This window comes from Natroniella acetigena, from assembly GCF_023227745.1.
In the GTDB taxonomy this organism is placed as follows: Bacteria; Bacillota; Halanaerobiia; order Halobacteroidales; family Halobacteroidaceae; genus Natroniella; species Natroniella acetigena.
Genome location: NZ_JALKBX010000024.1, coordinates 1 through 19,710, shown reverse-complemented (window position 1 = coordinate 19,710; position 19,710 = coordinate 1). Strand labels below are relative to the sequence as shown.

Sequence of the window (19,710 nt, the reverse complement as noted above, 5' to 3'; positions counted from 1 at the left end):
ACTATTAAATATTAATTATTATCTATTCATTGCTTTTCAGGGGGGAGATTATGCTAAAAGAAGAGGTAATTCAAACTGATCAAGATTATTTTATGAATGTTTTTGGAAAGCGATTTCCAATTGTTTTAGAAAGAGGAGAAGGGGTTTGTCTATATGATAATGAAGGGGTTGAATATTTAGACTTTGCTGCTGGAATTGCTGTTAATGCCTTAGGTTATAAGCATCCTCAAGTAACTGAAGCACTCAAGGAGCAGGTTGAAAAGTTATTACATGCTTCTAATTTATATTACTTTGAGATTCAAGCTAAATTATCTAAGTTATTAGTTGAGAATTCTTGTGGTGATAAGGTTTTTTATGGTAATAGTGGGGCGGAAGCGAATGAAGGAGCAATCAAGCTAGCAAGAAAATATTTTAAAGAACAGGGTCAAGAGAAATACGAGGTCATAACAGCAAAGGAGTCCTTCCATGGTCGGACATTATCTACTTTAGCTGCGACTGGTCAGACTAAATATCAAAAGGCTTTTACCCCTTTACCAAAAGGATTTAAGCATGTTTCTTATAATGATTTAAATGCTGCTCAAAAAGCAATTACAAAGCAGACAGCAGCAATCATGGTGGAGCCGATTCAAGGTGAAGGAGGCGTAAATCCAGCCCAAAAAGAATATTTACAAGGTTTAAGAGAGTTATGTGATCAAGCAGGGATTTTATTGATCTTTGATGAGATTCAAACAGGAATTGGTCGGACAGGAGACTTATTTGCTTATCAAACTTATGGTGTTGAACCTGATATCGTTACTTTGGCTAAAGCATTAGGTAATGGTATGCCAATCAGTGCTTTTTTAGCTAAAGATAGAGTTGCAGATGCTTTTAAACCAGGTGATCATGCTTCAACATTTGGTGGTAATCCATTGGCTTGCCGAGCAGCTTATGCAACATTACAGGTTATTTTAGAAGATGGTTTCTTAAAGAAAGTAAAAGAGGTTGGAGCTTATTTTAGGGAGCGATTAGAGCAGTTAGCTGTTCAGTATGATTCAGTTGTTGAAGTCAGAGGTAAAGGTTTAATGATCGGGGTAGAGTTGAAGATTAGTGCTAAAGAAGTTGTAGGGAAGCTGTTGGATGGAGGGGTGTTGGCCCTGACTGCAGGAGAGAATGTACTTAGATTTTTGCCACCACTGATCATTACTACAGAAGATGTCGATCAATTAGTTAAATCATTAGATCGGATATTAGCTGAATAAAAATAATTTCAGAATCAGATAACTGTGAAAATAGCACTCAACTGAGTGCTATTTTTAGTTATAAGCTTTACAAAAAACTAAAGGAGTAATATAATGAAAGATAGCGAATAAAGATAGACTAGTTAGAATTTAATAATGTAAATTTTCTAAATCAGAAAGATGAAGTGAGGTGACCTGACAATGATAACAACAGTTACTTTAAATCCAGCAATCGATAGAGAATTTTTTGTGGAGCGGGATAATATCAATTTTAATCAATATATTTATCATGAACAAAATATAAAAGTAACCCCTGGAGGAAGAGGGTTGTTGAGTGCGATAAATTTAAAGAAGTTAGGCTATGCTGATGTTCAAAATATAGGATTTGTTGGTGGCAAGCAAGGGTTGTTTTTTGAGAAGATGGTTCAAGAGTATGGAGTTACTACTAATTATATTTATACAGAAAATGAAATGAGAAATAATATCTTTATTATCGGTAAGAACCCTGTAACGTATACCCATTATAATGACTATACTTATCGAGTTGAACCTAATGATATAGAAGTCTTACTGAAAAGATTTAAGCGTGGAATTGTAGATAGTGATTTAATTATGATTGCTGGTTCTGTTCCAGAGGGAATTAATTTTGATATTTATCAAAAGTTAATTAAAATTTGTCATCAGGAAGGTAAAGAAGTTTATTTACATGCTAGTGGAGAGTCTTTAAATCGAGCTTTAAAAGAGAAGCCAAAAGTAGTTGCACCTTATTTTAGGCATATAAATAAGATATTGGATATAAGAACAGTGCGATTTGAAGATTATTATCGTGTAGGGTGTAAGTTGCAAGAAGAAGGAGCAGTTCATGCAATAGTTCCATATCATAATAAACAATTGATTTTTGATAAAAGAAAAGTTTATTTATTGAGTCCTAAGAATTTTAGGTTAAGGAATTGGTTAGGAGCAAGCGAGGCTTATCATGCAGCTTTTTTTGATTATGTTTTTAGGAATGGATTTGATTTTGTTGAGGCTAATAAATATGCTGGAGCAGCAGCTTTATCAGTAGCGGAGAGAAAAGAGATCTTTCTTGAAGGTCGAGCTCAGATTGAAGAAAGTTTAGCCAGGATTACTATTGAAGAAGTTGAGGTGGATATCGATGAGTTTAGTGAAAAAGTATATGATGAGAACGCTTAATTCAGTCTGTGCTAACGAAACTGTTGATCAAGTGATTAGAATTATGTATAAAATTGAAGCAAGTGTATTACCTATAGTTGATGAAGATAATAGATTTTTAGGGACAATTTATAGTGAGAATCTGCTAAAGAATATTTTACCTGAGCAGTATGGAGTCATAGAGATGCATAAATTATTGTATGAAGTTAATCATGCTGCACAAAATTTGCAAGAGATTAAGAAGAGAAAAATTAAAGAATATATGTCTCCTACTACAACTGCTGTTCAAGAAACGGATTCAATGGATAATGTAGCTGAAATCATGCTAGAAAATGAAGAGTCTCGACTATATGTAGTTAACCATGAAGAAAAATTAAGAGGGTATATTTCACGAGCAGATCTACTATGTTATTTATTAGAAATGGAGGAAGCAGAAAAATGACATTAGAAACAGTTAGTACTTTGACAGAATTACAAAAATGGATGATGTTTAATCGAGCTAGCAACAAAGCAATTTATTTAATTGGTGGTTTGATGTTCTTAGGGTTAATTATGGTACTTTTAACTAAGAGAATCAGGATGCCAATTATAGTGGGGTATGTATTTTTAGGAATCTTTTTGAGTGTCAGTTTAGTGGAACGACTACCTTTTTTAACAGAGGTGCAAAAAGAATGGTATGCTTATACAATTAATAGTTTCGATTATGTAGCAGATTTAGCTTTATCATTTATTGCATTTACTATCGGTACGGAACTTTCAATTAAGATATTTAAAAACTTTGGGCGGACAATCTTTTGGACAGTGATTATACAAGCTCTAGCAGCATTTACATTAGTGACTTCAGGTATATTGTTGTTAGGTCAACCTATCTATGTTGCTTTAATTTTTGGAGGTTTAGCTACAGCAAGTGCACCTGGCTCTACTGTAATGGTTCTACAAGAATATGATGCTAAAGGAATTTTGACTTCAATGATTATGGCTGTTGTAGGTCTTGGAGATGCTGCAGCTTTGATCATCTTTAGTCTTGTTAAGCCAATTGCTTTGATTAAGTATTCAGGGGTAGGAGAAATTTCTTTTAGCAATGTTATTTTATTTCCGATAGTTGAGATAGTAGGTTCAGTAATCCTCGGGCTTTTGTTAGGATATATTTCTCAGAAATTTATGGCTAGTTTGCATGATAAGACTAAAAAAGTACTGACATTAGTAGCCACAATAATTGGAGCTACAGCAAGTGCAACAGTATTGCATTTATCGCCATTGCTTACTAATATGGCTGTTGGTTTTGCTTATCAAAATTTTGCTCGTAAGAATTTAGAAATCAGTGCAGAAAGGGAGACTTTAAGTATTCCATTGTATGCTATGTTCTTTATCCTAGTAGGAACTAAAATACAGTTATCAACGTTAACTTCGGGTATCTTTTTGCTGATTGCTTTAGTATATACTTTATTAAGGGTTAGTGGTAAGATAGGAGGATCATATTTAGGAGCTTGGCTAGGTGGTGCCCAAGAGAAGATTAAGAAGCATATCGGAATGGGTTTGTTATCACAGAGTGGTCTATCTTTGGCTTTGGCGTATAGGGTACAACAAGACTTTGCAAATGATCCTAGAGTTGGTTTATTGATCTTTAATATTATCTTGTTTGTCAGTATCTTGAGTGAAGTTTATGGACCATTGTCTACTAAGCATGCAATTACTAAGGCGGGGGAAACTAATGTTTAGTAATTAAGGTTAATTGTATAGGGGGATTTGAATGGAATACCTTTCTGAATATGTAGAACCATTTTATTTTGAGGGAAATCAAACTGCATGTCTTTTAATTCATGGATTTACAGGCTCTCCAGGTCATATGAGATTATTAGGGGAAGCCTTGCACCAAGAGGGTTATACTGTCAGTGGAATCTTATTACCAGGTCATGGGACTTGTATGGAAGATATGGAGCAGACAGATTGGCAGGATTGGCTAGCAGCAGTTGAAGAGGAATATCAGCAGTTAAAAACAGAGTATAACCAAGTGTATGTACTAGGTTTATCAATGGGTGGGATATTATCCTTAATATTGGCAGAAAATTATGCAGTAGATAAGGTAGTCTCCTTAGCTGCTCCAATTAAGATTCAAAATAGATTGGCTTATTTGACTCCGGTTCTACAGTATTTTAAACGTTTTAATTATTCTAGTGGGGGAGAGAAGTTAGAAGATGAAATATATGATATTGGTTATTCAGCTACACCGATTAAAACAGTGCCCAGTCTGTTAAAGCTAATAAAATTGGCTAAGAATGATTTAGAACAAGTCGAATGTCCGACGTTAATTATTCAATCTAAGCTAGATCAGACGGTCCGATCGGTTAGTGCAGAGATTATTTATGAACAGATAAGTAGTCAACAAAAAGAATTATTATGGCTAGAAAATTCTGGACATGTAGTTACTTTAGGTTCAGAAAAAGAGATGATTCATCATCGGATAATCAATTTTTTAGAGAAATAAATTGATTAAGAATACTTTTGTTAGGTCTTTATTTTGATAGACAAATATTATATAATAAGCAAGAGGAATCTGAAGAAAATAATTATCCGAGATGGTGATACTGATGATAAAAAAGCTAGGGTTAGATAAAGTTAATAAGATAATGACTGTTGCGGACAGAGTGGTTGTAGTTTTAGTTATCTTGATCAGTTTATCAATGATAGTACTGACCCCTAAAGTAATAACGAAAGAAGTTGATGCTGCTAAAGAGGTTGTTGTTACTACGGATAATGAAGAAGTTTATCGGCATGAGTTACTTGAAACTGAAGAGCTAGAACGGATAGAGTTTGACTTTAGCTTTGAAGGTGAGCAGTATCAAGGTGTTTTAAAGATGAAGGATGGAGAAGTAAGATTGGATCGGTTGAATAAAGAAATTTCTCCTTTGCCAATTCATCATGATATGGGTTGGATTAGTCAACCTTATCAGATAATCGTTTCAATGCCAATTAAGATGGTGGTTACAGTTGAAGCGGTTCAGGAAACAGAAACAGAACAGGATATTGATGTAATGACTTTTTAATAATAAAGGACGAGTTGGAATTTAAATTCCAACTTGTCCTTTTTTATTTTGTTATAAATTCAGAAGTTATACTAAATTACAATATAGCTTCACAATTGACAATTGACGGAATGTACAATTTACAATTAAAGATCAAGTTCTTAAAAGCTTAAGTTTTCTGAAAAACCTTGTGATAATAAGCTTTGATTGATTTTGGTTATAAGATTTAAAGGTTTTAATTGTCAATTTTGTCAATTGTACATTGTAAATTGAAGTTAAGCTATATATCAATTAAATGAATAATTTTTTCATACCGCTTGAATAAACATACATTTTAATGTATAATTATTTAACAAGAAGGTTGCAGATAAATAAGATGAGATAAATTATTACTTGTAAGGGAGTTGAGCAGTGATGAAAAAAGTTATTTTAGCTTTGGAGGATGGACGGTATTTTGAGGGCCAATCCTTTGGAGCAACGGGTGAAGTGACTGGTGAAGTTGTCTTTAATACTAGTATGACCGGGTATCAGGAAGTCTTAACCGATCCTTCTTATAAGGGTCAATTAGTGACGATGACCTATCCATTGATTGGAAATTATGGAGTTAATGGTGAAGATACAGAATCAATTGAAGTTCAAGTCTCAGGATTTATAGTTAAAGAGGACTGTGATATGCCAAGTAATTGGAAGTCTGAAGGGGGAAGTAGTCAGTATTTAGCTCAGCATCATATTATTGGAATTAAGGGCATCGATACTAGAGCTTTGACTAAGCATATCCGCCAAGAAGGAATGATGCAGGGGATTATATCTACTGAAGAGAGTGACCCACAGATTTTAATTGCGAAGGCTAAAGCAAGTCAATTTCCAAGTGATGTAGTTGAGCAGGTTACTACAGATAAGATCTATACTTTAGGTTCAAACTCTGCTCAGCATAATTTAGTTGTAGTCGATTTGGGAGTTAAGGGCAGTATTTTGGATTCTTTAGTACAGTTAGGCTGTCAGATAACAGTGGTTCCTGCCACTACTAGTGCTGAAGAGATTAAAAGATTAAATCCGACAGGAGTTTTGTTATCGAATGGGCCAGGTGATCCTAAAGATATTCCTGAAGTTGTAGAGATGGTTAGGGAGTTAATTGGTGCCTTACCATTGAGTGGAATTTGTTTAGGCCATCATGTATTAGGGCTTGCTTTAGGAGGGAAGACTTATAAGATGAAGTTTGGTCATCATGGAGGAAATCAGCCGGTTAAAGATTTATCCAGTGGTCGGATCTTTATTACTTCGCAAAATCATGGCTATGCGTTAGAGAAAGATAGCTTACCATCAGATGTTAAGGTAACACATCTGAACTTAAATGATGGAACTGTAGAGGGAATTAAGCATCAGCAGTTACCTATCTTTTCAGTCCAGTACCATCCTGAAGCGGCACCAGGGCCAGAGGACTCTGGGTTCTTATTTACTAAGTTTTTAGAGATGATGCTTGAAAAAACAGCATAAAAAGCATTGAATAATGAATAATTAACAGCATTTAATATTGAATACTTAATATTGAATAATGAATAATAAAAAAATTGATTAAATGATTTTGAATTTTAACTATTAATTATTAAATATTAGATATTAATTGATTTACCGGGGGGTTAATTATGCCAAAGTATGAAGATATATCGAAAGTGTTAGTGATTGGCTCGGGGCCAATTATAATTGGGCAGGCTGCTGAGTTTGATTATTCAGGTAGTCAGGCCTGTCGAGCTTTAGCAGAGGAAGGTCTTGAAGTTGTTTTGATCAATAGTAATCCAGCGACGATTATGACCGATCAGGATATTGCAGATAAGGTCTATATAGAACCATTGACCTTGAATTTTGTTAAGAAGGTAATTGAGCAAGAGCAGCCAGATGGGATCTTACCGACTTTAGGAGGTCAAACAGGATTGAACTTGGCAATGGAGTTGGCCCGGTCTGGTTTTTTAGAGGATAAAGAGATTAAAATGTTAGGAACGTCATTAGAGACGATTGATCAGGCAGAGGATAGAGAGCAATTTAAGAGGTTAATGGAAGAGATAGATGAACCGATTGCTCAAAGTGAGATAACTGATAGTGTAGAAGAAGCAGTTAAGTTTGCTGATCAGATCGGTTATCCATTAATCATTCGACCAGCCTTTACGATGGGGGGAGCTGGTGGTGGTATTGCCGATAATAAAGAACAGTTGCTTGATATAGTAAGTAGAGGTTTAAAGAATAGTCCGGTCAATCAAGTCTTATTAGAGCGGAGCATTGCTGGTTGGAAAGAGATTGAGTATGAAGTTTTACGAGATCGTAATAATAACTGTATTATTGTTTGTAATATGGAGAACTTTGATCCAGTAGGGATTCATACTGGGGATAGTATTGTAGTGGCTCCTAGCCAGACTTTACGGGATAAGGAGTATCAGATGTTACGTTCTGCTTCCTTAAAGATTATTCGAGCTTTAGGAATTGAGGGGGGCTGTAATATTCAGTTTGCTCTAAATCCTAATAGTATGGAGTACTCTGTAATTGAGGTCAATCCACGGGTCAGCCGTTCTAGTGCTTTAGCTTCTAAGGCAACAGGCTATCCAATTGCTCGGGTAGCAGCTAAGATAGCAATCGGTCTTCAACTTGATGAGATTAAAAACTCTGTCACAGGTAAGACGACAGCCTGTTTTGAGCCGACCTTAGATTATGTCGTCAGTAAGATTCCACGTTGGCCGTTTGATAAGTTTTCCTTTGCTGATCGGGACTTAACGACTCAGATGAAGGCGACAGGAGAAGTGATGGCTATTGGTCGTAATTTTGAGGAGTCATTATTGAAGGCTATTGATTCGCTGGATGCAGATATTGATCTGACTTCAGCAGATTTCAGCCATCTATCAACGGCCGAATTGAAAGAGGCAATAGTAAATCCAACTGATGAGCGATTATTTTTACTGATTGAGGCTTTAGAAAGAGAGGTTACAGTAGCAGAGATAGTTGAGTTGACAGGAATTGATCTCTTCTTTGTTCATAAGTTGGCTAAGTTGGTCAATTTACAAGAAAAGATTGCAGAGCAAGGTCAGTTAACTGCCAAGTTGTTGACTACAGCTAAAGAGATGGGAATCAGTGATGACTATTTAGCTCAGTTGATTGGAAGTAGTGAAGAAGAGGTAATTAAGCAGCGAGAGGAGCTGGAGTTGGTCCCAGTTTATAAGACGGTTGATACTTGTGCAGCTGAATTTCCAGCTCAGACTCCTTATTATTACTCCACTTATGAAGAGGAGAATGAAAGTCAGCCAACTGATGAGGAAAAGGTCTTAGTCATAGGTTCTGGGCCAATCCGAATCGGTCAGGGAATAGAGTTTGATTACTGTAGTGTCCACTGTGTTCAGGCTTTAAAAGAGATAGGAGTAGAATCAATTATCGTTAATAATAATCCCGAGACGGTCAGTACCGATTCTGATACAGCAGATAAGTTGTACTTTGAGCCGATAAATCTAGAGTATATCAATCATATTATTAATAATGAAGATCCAGCAGGGGTTATTTTACAGTTTGGTGGGCAGACATCAATTAATCTAGCAGCTGATTTAGCTAAGCAGGGCATTGAAGTTTTAGGTACTAGTGTAGAGAATATGGATTTAGCTGAAGATCGAGATAAGTTTTTACAATTATTAAATAGATTAGAGATTCCATCTCCTGCCGGAGATGCAGCAACTACTAGAGAAGAAGCAACTGAGATTGCTGATAAGTTAGGCTATCCGGTCTTGGTTCGTCCATCTTATGTCTTAGGTGGTCAGGCGATGGAAGTAGTCTATAAAGAAGATGAATTATTAAAGTATATGGATTTAGCAGTCCAGGTTTCACCGGAACATCCGATCTTAGTTGATAAGTATATTACTGGTAAAGAGGTTGAGGTTGATGCGATTGCTGATGGAGAAACGGTTGTAATTCCAGGAATCATGGAGCATATAGAGCGAGCAGGGATTCATTCAGGAGATAGTATGGCTGTCTATCCGACTCAGACTTTAGAAGATGAAGTTAAGCAACAGATTGAGGAGTATTCAATTAAGGTGATTAAAGAATTGGAGATTGAAGGTTTGGTCAATATTCAGTATGTAGTCGATCAAGCAGGAAAGCCTTATGTTTTAGAGGTCAATCCTCGGGCTAGTAGAACTGTACCGATCTTAAGTAAGGTAACAGGAGTGCCGATGGTCAATTTAGCAACGAAGGTAATGTTAGGAGAAAAATTAATTGATTTAGGCTATCAAACGGGAGTAATTCCAGAATCTGATTATGTGACTGTTAAGGCACCGGTCTTCTCCTTTGAGAAGTTGCCTGATGTAGATATCTTCTTAGGGCCAGAGATGAAATCGACTGGTGAGGTAATGGGTACAGAGCAAACTTACCCTAAAGCATTGTATAAGGCAATGCTGGCTGCGGGCTTTGAAATTCCAGAGCAAGGTAAGGTCTTATTATCGATTACTGATCGAGATAAAGAGCAGGTAGTTGAGATTGCTGAGCGGCTATTGGAGCTAGATTTTAAATTAGTAGGAACGCCTAATACAGCTCAGTATTTACAGCAAGAAGGGTTAGAGATTGAAGCAGTAGCCAAGGAAGATGAAACAGGAGCGGATGTATTTGATCTGATTACAGAAGGTAAGTTTGATTTAGTAATCAATACTCCAACAAGAGGTAAGCTAGCGAATAGATTTGGATTTAAGCTACGTCAAAAGACTGTTGGCTATAATATTCCATGCTTGACTTCATTGAGTACTGTCAGGGCTTTATTGCAGATTTTAGGACAGGATATTGAGCAATTTGAAGCACTGAGTCTAGATCAGTATGATCTATTAAATTAATAAGAAGATCACTCCTTTGTTGGGAGTGGTCTTTTGTTTTGCTATTGATCTATTTCTAAAAAATTAGATTTTTTTAGAAATAAAGGAATTATTATCATTAATATTGAAAGACTAAAGAAAGATAGAAACTTTAATTGTTGAAATGATAAGAAATCAAAAGTTGGAAATTAGAATTATTTTTCAAATTAAGGGTGAATAATAAAATGGATGCTAATCAGAAGTTTACTAGAAGTGAGGAGATTACGAATGCTATTTTGCACGGGGTTGGTTTAGGATTAGCAATTGCTGCTTTGGTTGTTTTAGTTGTATTGGCCAATATCTATGGAGATATTTGGTATCAGGTAAGTTTTGCTATTTATGGTTCTACTTTAGTAATTCTATATTTATCATCGACTCTGTATCACAGCTTTGCAGAAGGTAAGGTGAAGGATATCTTTCAAATCCTTGACCATGCAGCTATTTACTTATTGATTGCAGGAACCTATACTCCAATCACTTTAATTCCGCTACGAGGTTTTTTGGGTTGGCTGATTTTTGGTATAGTGTGGGGCATAGCGGTGATAGGAATTATTTTTAAAATTTTTTGGGTTAAAAAATTCGTGATACTCTCAACAGTATTATATTTAATTATGGGCTGGTTGATTGTAGTTGCTATTAGACCATTAGCACAAGCATTAAATAGGGCTAGCTTAACTCTGTTAATAACAGGGGGAGTATTATATACTGCCGGAACAGTATTTTATGTGTGGAGAAAGTTGAAGTATCATCATGCCATCTGGCATCTCTTTGTTTTAGCAGGGAGTATTTTTCATTTTTTCGCTATATTATATTTATTACTGTAATAAACGGCTGTTGGTGAATTCACCAACAGCCCAAACCTTTTATTGTAGGGGTTGATCATCTTGACGTGGATTATCAAAGGAAGGAGCAGTAGGATTAGGGTCGGCAAAGTATCTGCCCGGAGTAGATAGGTCAAAGTATAATCTTGAATCTTCAGTAACTCCAAAGTCTTGATTGGAGGATCTTTCTTCATTTTGAATCCTATTTAATGCCTCTCTAAATAAAGCATTATGTGCTTCTTCACGGTTTAATAAGAAATCGATCGTTTCTCGAACTCCTTCGTCATCGATTTGGCGGTACAGATATTCATAAACTACTTTGGCCCTCTGTTCAGCAGCAATATTAGAGAGGATATCTGCTGCAATATCTCCAGTAACATTAATGAAGTTGCCAGTAAAGGGAGAACCAGAAGCATTGGCTAACATAGGGGATAGTCCACCTAATACCTGGGATTGAATCTGACCTACAGTATCATCAGTATTGGCTACATCATGTCCATTTAAGAGATTGATAGTAGTAGCTACCATTTCAGCATGGCTAAATTCTTCGGCAGCAATATCTAAGAATAGATCTTTAATCTCTGGGTCTTGGATTCTAAAGCTTTGGCTAAAATATTGTAGGCCGGCTTTTAATTCACCGTTGGCCCCTCCTAATTGTTCTTGCAACATTGTAGCATAGTTAGGATTTGGTTGATCTACTTTAACTTCATGTAGTAATTCTTTATTATGTTTAAACATCTTTTCAGCTCCTTTTTCTTTTCTATTTCTTAGTGTTTGCAGTTGTTTTAATTTTAATACTGAAAATAATTAGTACCCTTTTTATCAGTAATTATTTAAAATTTTAGAATTTAGTTGAAAACTAAGGTGAGTTCTGATATGATTAAATTATAAAATAGAATATCGAAAGACCAATAGGGGTGCTTTTTAAGTTGAGAGAGTCAAAAGACTCAACCCTAAAACCTGATCTGGATAATACCAGCGTAGGAAATTGGTGCTTAGCTACATAAATTAGAGCACATCCTATCTGGATGTGTTTTTATAGTTTACTTCCTTATGATTTTAGGGAATTTAAAGCACAGCTCCTGCGTGGGTTGTGTTTTTTTCAATTATTAGTGACTGGAAATTTAAATTGAAGAGGTGGTATTATCAGAACTAATAAACTTACTTTAGCTGCTTTATTTGTTGCTTTGGGAACGATGACGAGTCATTTGGTTTCTATTCCTATTGGTGTTGCACGGGCTTTTCCAGTTCAACATACAATTAATGTTTTATCAGCAATCTTATTAGGGCCAACATATACTGTATTGAATGCTTTTGCTATTTCAGTACTTAGAAATATATTAGGAGTTGGTTCGTTGCTGGCTTTTCCTGGAAGTATGATAGGGGCTTTACTAGCTGGGGTTTTCTTTACTAAAACCCATAATAAAATTTATACTTTAATTGGTGAGGTTATAGGAACAGGTATTATAGGAGCGATAGTAGTTTATCCAGTTGCTAATTTTATATTGGGACAAAAAGTAGCAGCATTATTCTTTGTGGTACCTTTTTTAGTTAGTGCAGTGGTAGGAGGGTTAGCAGGCTATTTATTTATTAAGGGTTTAGAGCGAAAGTTAGACTTTAAATAAGTCAGTTTTGAGGAGGAAATAAGATGGAGCAGGTATTGACAATTGCAGGTTCTGATTCAGGAGGGGGAGCAGGAATTCAGGCTGATTTGAAGACAATGACTAGATTGGGAGTCTATGGTGCTTCTGTAATTACGGCTTTAACTGCTCAAAATACTTTAGGAGTCCAGGGGGTAGAGACAGTAAGTAATCACTTTGTTAAAAAACAATTAGATTCTGTCTGTATTGATCTCAATTTTAAGGCAGCTAAGACAGGGATGTTGGCTAATACTGAAATTATTACAGCAGTAGTTGCTAAGGTTAAGAAATATAACTTACCTAATTTGGTAGTCGATCCAGTGATGGTAGCTACCAGTGGTGATCTCTTATTGGCTGAAGAAGCTGTAGAGACTTTACGTGAGCAATTAATTCCGCAAACTAAAATAATTACGCCTAATTTAAATGAAGCTAAGGTCTTATTAGGAGAAGAGTTAGAGAGTGAATTGGAGTTAGAAGAGTTGGCTGAAAGATTACATCAACTGGGTTCTGATTATGTATTGGTCAAAGGGGGACATCAGAAGGGAGATATAGCTAGAGACTTACTTTATGATGGAAAAGAATTTGTTGAGTTTATAGTAGCTAGAGTGGATACTACAGATACTCATGGGACTGGCTGTACTTTATCTGCTGCAATTGCTAGTAATTTGGCATTAGGTTATTCTGTTGAAGAAGCTGTTAAGAGAAGTAAAGAGTTTGTGACAAAAGCGATAAAGAAAGGGTGTTCAGTAGGGACAGGCAATAATCCGGTTAATCACTTAGTCGATTTAGTAAATAGAGAGGAGCATTCAGATGGATGAGCTATTAACTAAAATTAAAGATGAAAAGCCGTTAGTACATCATATTACTAATAATGTAACAGTTAATGATTGTGCTAATATTACTCTTTATTGGGGTGGCTTGCCTGTGATGGCTTATGCTCTAGAGGAAGTAGCGGAGATGGTAGAGGCTGCAGCAGCTTTAGTCTTAAATATCGGTACTTTACAAAAAAAACAAGTAGAGGCAATGTTATTAGCAGGAAAGAGGGCCAATCAAGTTGGAGTTCCAATTATTCTAGATCCTGTTGGTGTAGGAGCAACTGCTTATCGAACAAAGACAGCTTTAGAATTGTTAGATCAACTTGATATTGCTATAATCAAAGGAAATCAAGCTGAGATAATTACTTTAGCAGGAGAACAAGGAGAAGTTAAAGGTGTGGAGTCTATAGGTCAATATCAAGATATTGTAAATAATGCAAAGAAGTTGGCCCATAGTGAAGATACAGTAGTAGTTGTTTCTGGAGAAGAAGATATTGTTACTTCTGGAAATAAAACTTATAAAGTCCAAAATGGTGACCAATTGATGGGCCAAATTGTAGGGACAGGATGTATGTTAGCAAGTACTTTGGGAGTTTTTTGTGGTGTTAGTGATGATTATTTACAGGCAGCTTTGACAGCGATAACTGCTTATGGTATAGCAGGAGAGAAGAGTGCTCAACAGATTAGTCAATCTGCAAGTTATAAAGTTGCTTTTTTTGATGCTATTGGTGAAATTAGGAATCAAGATTTAATTGGTAAGGCTAAAATAAAAGAAATTTAGGAGGAGTAAAAATGACACAAGTTACAGAAGCGAAGAATGGAGTAATCACTCTAGCAATGGAAAGAGTAGCTAAAAAGGAGAATGTAAGTCCAGAGTTTATTAGAAAGGGAGTAGCAGAAGGAACGATTGTAATTCCAGCTAATAAGAATCATGAAAACTTAGATCCTAATGGGTTTGGAGAAGGCTTAACGACAAAGGTTAATGCTAACTTTGGAACATCAGAGGATTATCCTGAGATTGAAAAGGAGTTAAAGAAGTTAGAAGTGGCTGTTAAAGCAGGGGCAGATGCAGTAATGGATCTATCAACTGGTGAGAAGATTACTGAAACAAGGCAGGAGATATTAGCTGCAGCAGAAGTTCCTTTAGGAACGGTACCGATCTATCAAGCTACTGTCGAGACTTTGCAGGCAGATAAAGCAATTGTTGATATGACGGTTGAGGATATCTTTGCAGTGATTGAAGAGCATGCTGAAGATGGAGTCGATTTTATCACAGTTCATTGTGGTTTGACGTTAGAGACGATCCGTCATTTAAGAGACGAAGGAAGAACTACAGATATAGTCAGTCGGGGTGGCTCATTTATGACTGGTTGGATGTTACATAATAATCAAGAAAATCCTTTATATGAATATTATGATCGCTTGTTAGAGATCTGTTATGAGTATGATGTAACGCTAAGTTTAGGTGATGGATTGCGACCAGGTTCATTAGCAGATGCTACTGATCGGGCTCAAATCCATGAATTATTAGTATTAGGAGAATTGGTAGATCGAGCTAGAGAGGTAGATGTCCAAGTAATGGTTGAAGGGCCAGGACATGTACCATATGATCAGATTGAGACTAATATTAAACTCCAAAAAGAGTTATGTAAGGGAGCTCCTTTTTATGTCTTAGGGCCAATCGTAACTGATATTGCACTAGGTTATGATCATATCACAGCAGCAATCGGTGGAACTGCTGCAGCAAGTGCTGGGGCTGACTTCTTATGTTATGTAACTCCAGCAGAGCATATTGGCTTACCTAGTATTGAAGATGTTAAAGATGGTGTGGTTGTTACTAAGATAGCTGCCCATGCTGCAGATATAGCTAAAGGGATACCTCAAGCTAAGCAGAGAGACTTGGAAATGGCTGAAGCAAGAAAGAAGCTTGACTGGGAGAAGCAGATTGAATTATCTATTGATCCTGAAAAAGCTAGACAAGAAAGAACAGATCATAATCAGATCTTAAAGGATGAGGATGCTTGTACGATGTGTGGGTCGTATTGTGCGATGAAGGTAGTTGACGAAGCACTGTAGAGCATTGAATATTTAATAGTGAATATTGAATAGTTAAAAAACAATAAATACCAAATAATAGATGAAATAATTAAAAACAATTAATAAACAAGAGCTGTTAGTAGGAAATTTTAACTTTAGATTGATAATCTATTAGCGGCTCATTAAAATTTTAGATTTATAAAAGTTTACAAGCATTGAATATTGAATACTTAAAGAGCAGTGAATATTGAATATTGAATATTGAATAATGAATAATGAATAGTTAAAAAACAATAAATACCAAATAATAATTGAATAATGAATATTGAATAATTAAAAGATATTAAAAATAATTAGTTAGAGATAAAAATTAAAATCGAGTTTTTATGTTCTAAGGGTTTGAATTTTAACTATTAATTATTAAATGTTAGTTATTAATTGCTTTATCGGGGGTGTTGTTTAATGAAGATAACTGTTAATGGAAAAGAAGAGGACGTAGAAGTAGGATTAGGATTGACTATAGTTGATTATCTAGAGAGTAAGGATTTAGAGCCAGGTAGGGTTGTAATAGAGCATAATGGTCAAGTTGTTAAGCAAGAGGAATGGGAGCAGATTGAACTAGCAGAAGATGATACTTTAGAGATACTTAACTTTGTAGGAGGAGGAGAATAAAGATGGCTGATAGATTATTGATTGGAGACAAGGAGCTTGACAGTCGATTGTTTACAGGGACTGGCAAGTTTGCTAATCAAAATCTAATTCCTGAGACGATTAAAGCTGCTCGTTCACAGGTAGTGACGATGGCTTTACGGAGGGTTAATTTTGACTCACCACAGCAGAACGTTATCAATTATATTCCTGAGGATTGTGTTTTATTACCTAATACTTCGGGAGCAAGGACAGCAGAGGAAGCAGTTAGGATTGCTAGGATTGCTGAAGCAGCAGGGTGTGGTAATTGGGTTAAGATTGAGGTTGTTTCAGATAATAAGTATCTATTGCCTGATAACCAAGAGACGATTAAGGCAACAGAGATTTTGGCTAAGGAAGGATTTGTAGTCTTACCATATGTCAGTCCTGATTTGATGGTAGCAAAGCGATTAGAAGAGGTTGGAGCAGCAGCAGTAATGCCGCTAGGGGCACCGATTGGTTCTAATCGTGGTTTGAAGACAAAAGAGATGGTTAGGATCTTGATTGAGGAGATAGAACTACCGATAGTAGTTGATGCTGGAATTGGGAAGCCATCTCAAGCTGCAGAGGCAATGGAGATGGGAGCTGATGCAGTCTTAGTTAATACAGCAATAGCTACTGCTAAAGATCCTGTTGTAATGGGAGATGCTTTCGCTGCTGCTGTAGAAGCAGGAAGAAAGGCTTATCTTGCTGGTACAGGAGCTGTTAAGAAGTATGCTTCTGCATCATCACCACTGACTGGATTTTTAAAGGAAGATCAAGGATGAGTTTCTACCAAGAATATAGTCAATTCAATCAACTAGATTTTAATTCTTTTTTCAAAGAAGTAAATTCAGCAGATGTAGAGCGAGTATTGGGTAAAGAACGATTGACTAAGAAAGATTTTTTAACCTTATTATCTCCTGCAGCTAGCAATTATTTAGAGGAGATGGCTCAACAAGCTTCAAAATTAACTTTACAGCATTTTGGACGGACGATGTTGCTCTATTTACCGTTATATTTAGCAGATTATTGTGTTAATCAATGTCTGTATTGTGGTTTTAGTGTTAAGAATAAATTTGAGAGAAGTAAGCTTGATTTAACAGAGATAGAAGAGGAAGCCAAGGCAATTGCTGAAAAAGGGATTAAGCATTTATTGATCTTGACTGGTGAATCCCGCAAGCATAGTCCAGTCTCTTACTTGAAGGAGTCAGTACTCTTACTTAAAGAATACTTCCCTTGTTTAAGTATTGAGGTCTACCCATTAGAGGTTGCTGAGTATCAAGAGTTAATTGCAGCTGGAGTAGAAGGGCTGACTATTTATCAAGAGGTTTATGATCAAGATATTTATGAAGAAGTTCATCCTGATGGGCCAAAGAGCGATTATCTTTATCGTTTAGATGCTCCGGAAAGAGGTTGCCAAGCAGGGATGAGACAGGTCAATATAGGAGCATTATTAGGGCTTGGTCAGTGGAGGGAAGAGGCATTTTTTGCAGGATTACATGCTAAGTATCTCCAAGATAAATATTTAGAAACAGAGGTTAATCTTTCTGTGCCTCGTTTAAGACCACATTTAGGAAACTTTCAACCTAACTCTATTGTTGGGGATAGTCAGTTGGTTCAGATCTTATTGGCTTATCGGTTGTTTTTACCTCGAGCAGGGCTTAATCTTTCTACTAGAGAGCGAGCAGAGTTGAGGGATAATCTATTGCCGTTAGGAATTACTAAGATCTCTGCTGAGTCATCTACTGAAGTAGGAGGTTATGCAGAACCACAAGAAGGAACTAATCAATTTGATATTTCTGATGATCGGGATGTAGATGAGATTAGTAAGTTACTTGATAATAAAGGCTATCAGACTGTATTTAAGAATTGGCATCGAATTTAGAATCGGTTGAGGAGGGAAAATATGAGTCAGAAAGTATTGAATACTGATATTTATTGTCTTACGGGAGAGAAATTTTCTCGAGGACGGAGCAATTTGGAAGTTGTCAAGGAGATGATTGCAGCTGGTGTAGAGATAATTCAGTATCGCGAGAAAGAAAAAGATATGCTCGATAAATATCAAGAAGCAGAAAAGTTACGTAAGATGACTAAAAAGGCAGGAGTAAAATTTATTATCAATGATGATATTGATTTAGCTTTGGTTGTAGATGCTGATGGAGTTCATATTGGACAAGAGGATCTACCGGTAGATATAGTTAGAGATTTAATTGGCCCTGATAAAATAATCGGTTTATCGACCCATTCACCGCAGCAGGCTAAGGAAGCAGTAGCTCAGGATGTTGACTATATCGGTGTTGGCCCGATCTTTGCAACTGACACTAAAGAGGATGTCTGTGCCCCAGTTGGCTTAGAGTATTTGGAATATGTAGTAGAGAATATAAAACTCCCGTTTGTAGCTATCGGAGGGATTAAAGAGGATAATGTGGAGTTAGTAGTGGAAAAAGGAGCTAGCTGTGTAGCAATGATTACTGAGATCGTTGGAGCGGAGGATATTCAAGAGAAGGTTGAGAGGATTAGAGAAAAGATGAAATAAAAAAGTAGAAGGGCCAACCCCTTCTACTTTTTTATTGAAGTTTAAGTTCAAGTCTAAGTCTAAGTAAGATCTAAATCTGTATGTGTTTAATGGTTGATTTAACCTCAACCTTAGCCTTAAACTTAAGTTTTAAAAATTAGCTTTAACCCCAATAAAGATCCCACCTGAATTATTACCTAACTGTTCTTGCAGCTCACCATCGACTTCTTCTATCTCTTCTAAATCATCTGGTGAGTTGAGATAGTTAATAAAATTATAACCAATCTGTCCACTTAGATTTTCAGCTAATTTGAACCTTCCACCGATCCTACCTGAATATTTTCTGATCTTTTGATTAGTATTAGTAGTCTCACCTTCAGCTATTAACTCTCCTCGTAGTGATGAATAAGGAACATAGTTTAATTGGCCAAATAACGAGATCTCCTCATCTAACTCTATTTCACCTGCGGCTGCCAGGATTGGCCCTGTTTCTGTTGTTGTAAGGTCTAATTGTGGAAAGTAATCGGTTGACAATTCAGTTGAATTATAATTATAACCGATTCCTAACTGTGAACTTAAGATATCGGTAGTGATAACCTCCCGCTTCAGGATTAAATTTGCTCTATCTAACTTCAAGCTGAGATTATAGGGGTTGATTCTACTATAAGCATAATCTCCAGCTAAAGATAGCTTATTTGTTAATCCAATTTCGGTACTAAATCTTTGATAGGAGGTATCTAATTCCATAAATTCAACTGAGAATGAATTGCTAGCCAATGCTGAAAATTGAAAATTTACTACGATTATTAAAGTCAAGATTACTATGAATAATTGCTTCATTTAATTTCTCCTTTCTGTTTTATTACAATTATGTGTAACTTTTGCTTAGAACCATGAGGGAGATTTCTCGTTCTGAAAGATTTTTTCTGAGCTTC

The 19,710-nt window shown here is 36.0% G+C and carries 19 protein-coding genes and 1 riboswitch; of the genes, 17 read left to right on the top strand and 2 right to left on the bottom strand.

The window, feature by feature from the left end; all coding sequences use genetic code 11:
• Positions 1 to 50: 50 nt before the first annotated feature.
• From MWH25_RS06945 to trhA, 9 genes are all read left to right on the top strand, one after another.
• Positions 51 to 1,238, top strand: coding sequence for an aspartate aminotransferase family protein (locus tag MWH25_RS06945; protein WP_248626924.1), 1,188 nt, complete (start codon positions 51 to 53; stop codon positions 1,236 to 1,238).
• Positions 1,239 to 1,418: 180 nt separating this feature from the next.
• Positions 1,419 to 2,408 (top strand): 1-phosphofructokinase family hexose kinase, encoded by a 990-nt coding sequence (locus MWH25_RS06940; protein ID WP_248626923.1) that lies wholly within the window; start codon positions 1,419 to 1,421, stop codon positions 2,406 to 2,408.
• Complete coding sequence (locus tag MWH25_RS06935) at positions 2,371 to 2,829, top strand: CBS domain-containing protein (RefSeq protein WP_248626922.1); 459 nt, start codon at positions 2,371 to 2,373, stop codon at positions 2,827 to 2,829. The genes MWH25_RS06940 and MWH25_RS06935 overlap by 38 nt, the downstream gene beginning before the upstream one ends.
• Positions 2,826 to 4,106 carry a cation:proton antiporter gene (locus MWH25_RS06930; RefSeq protein ID WP_248626921.1) on the top strand — a complete coding sequence of 427 codons (1,281 nt, stop codon included), beginning with the start codon at positions 2,826 to 2,828 and terminating at the stop codon, positions 4,104 to 4,106. The genes MWH25_RS06935 and MWH25_RS06930 overlap by 4 nt, the downstream gene beginning before the upstream one ends.
• A gap of 31 nt (positions 4,107 to 4,137) precedes the next feature.
• Complete coding sequence (locus MWH25_RS06925; RefSeq protein WP_248626920.1) at positions 4,138 to 4,872, top strand: alpha/beta hydrolase; 735 nt, start codon at positions 4,138 to 4,140, stop codon at positions 4,870 to 4,872.
• 103 nt (positions 4,873 to 4,975) lie between these two features.
• Positions 4,976 to 5,431, top strand: a complete 456-nt coding sequence (locus MWH25_RS06920; RefSeq protein ID WP_248626919.1) for a NusG domain II-containing protein — start codon at positions 4,976 to 4,978, stop codon at positions 5,429 to 5,431.
• Positions 5,432 to 5,824: 393 nt separating this feature from the next.
• Positions 5,825 to 6,904, top strand: a complete 1,080-nt coding sequence (carA, locus tag MWH25_RS06915; protein WP_248626918.1) for a glutamine-hydrolyzing carbamoyl-phosphate synthase small subunit — start codon at positions 5,825 to 5,827, stop codon at positions 6,902 to 6,904.
• A 149-nt stretch (positions 6,905 to 7,053) separates the two neighbouring features.
• On the top strand, positions 7,054 to 10,260 hold the full coding sequence (carB, locus tag MWH25_RS06910; protein WP_248626917.1) for a carbamoyl-phosphate synthase large subunit: 3,207 nt from the start codon (positions 7,054 to 7,056) through the stop codon (positions 10,258 to 10,260).
• Between the two features lie 203 nt (positions 10,261 to 10,463).
• Positions 10,464 to 11,102: a PAQR family membrane homeostasis protein TrhA gene (gene trhA, locus MWH25_RS06905; RefSeq protein WP_282706908.1), complete on the top strand. Its 639-nt coding sequence runs from the start codon at positions 10,464 to 10,466 to the stop codon at positions 11,100 to 11,102.
• 39 nt (positions 11,103 to 11,141) lie between these two features.
• Here the strand turns inward: trhA and MWH25_RS06900 are convergent, their stop codons facing one another.
• Positions 11,142 to 11,837, bottom strand: a complete 696-nt coding sequence (locus MWH25_RS06900) for a manganese catalase family protein (RefSeq protein WP_248626915.1) — start codon at positions 11,835 to 11,837, stop codon at positions 11,142 to 11,144.
• Between the two features lie 165 nt (positions 11,838 to 12,002).
• Positions 12,003 to 12,103, top strand: a riboswitch (TPP riboswitch).
• 141 nt (positions 12,104 to 12,244) lie between these two features.
• On the opposite strand from MWH25_RS06900, the gene thiW reads away from it, so the two are divergent.
• From thiW to thiE, 8 genes are all read left to right on the top strand, one after another.
• The gene (gene thiW, locus MWH25_RS06895) at positions 12,245 to 12,724 is read left to right on the top strand and encodes an energy coupling factor transporter S component ThiW (protein WP_428832803.1); all 480 of its coding nucleotides are present in this window, start codon (positions 12,245 to 12,247) and stop codon (positions 12,722 to 12,724) included.
• A gap of 23 nt (positions 12,725 to 12,747) precedes the next feature.
• Entirely contained in the window at positions 12,748 to 13,557 is an 810-nt protein-coding gene (gene thiD / locus MWH25_RS06890) for a bifunctional hydroxymethylpyrimidine kinase/phosphomethylpyrimidine kinase (RefSeq protein WP_248626914.1), read from the top strand.
• Complete coding sequence (gene thiM / locus MWH25_RS06885; RefSeq protein ID WP_248626913.1) at positions 13,550 to 14,335, top strand: hydroxyethylthiazole kinase; 786 nt, start codon at positions 13,550 to 13,552, stop codon at positions 14,333 to 14,335. Before thiD ends, thiM begins: the two co-directional genes overlap by 8 nt.
• A gap of 11 nt (positions 14,336 to 14,346) precedes the next feature.
• On the top strand, positions 14,347 to 15,630 hold the full coding sequence (gene thiC, locus MWH25_RS06880; protein ID WP_248626912.1) for a phosphomethylpyrimidine synthase ThiC: 1,284 nt from the start codon (positions 14,347 to 14,349) through the stop codon (positions 15,628 to 15,630).
• Between the two features lie 423 nt (positions 15,631 to 16,053).
• Positions 16,054 to 16,263, top strand: coding sequence for a sulfur carrier protein ThiS (gene thiS / locus MWH25_RS06875; RefSeq protein WP_248626911.1), 210 nt, complete (start codon positions 16,054 to 16,056; stop codon positions 16,261 to 16,263).
• A 2-nt stretch (positions 16,264 to 16,265) separates the two neighbouring features.
• Positions 16,266 to 17,045, top strand: coding sequence for a thiazole synthase (locus MWH25_RS06870; RefSeq protein ID WP_248626910.1), 780 nt, complete (start codon positions 16,266 to 16,268; stop codon positions 17,043 to 17,045).
• Positions 17,042 to 18,145 (top strand): 2-iminoacetate synthase ThiH, encoded by a 1,104-nt coding sequence (thiH, locus tag MWH25_RS06865; protein WP_248626909.1) that lies wholly within the window; start codon positions 17,042 to 17,044, stop codon positions 18,143 to 18,145. Before MWH25_RS06870 ends, thiH begins: the two co-directional genes overlap by 4 nt.
• Positions 18,146 to 18,166: 21 nt before the next feature.
• Positions 18,167 to 18,796, top strand: a complete 630-nt coding sequence (gene thiE, locus MWH25_RS06860) for a thiamine phosphate synthase (RefSeq protein ID WP_248626908.1) — start codon at positions 18,167 to 18,169, stop codon at positions 18,794 to 18,796.
• 129 nt (positions 18,797 to 18,925) lie between these two features.
• Here thiE and MWH25_RS06855 read toward each other — a convergent pair whose 3' ends face one another.
• Entirely contained in the window at positions 18,926 to 19,615 is a 690-nt protein-coding gene (locus MWH25_RS06855) for a hypothetical protein (RefSeq protein ID WP_248626907.1), read from the bottom strand.
• Between the last annotated feature and the right edge of the window lie 95 nt (positions 19,616 to 19,710).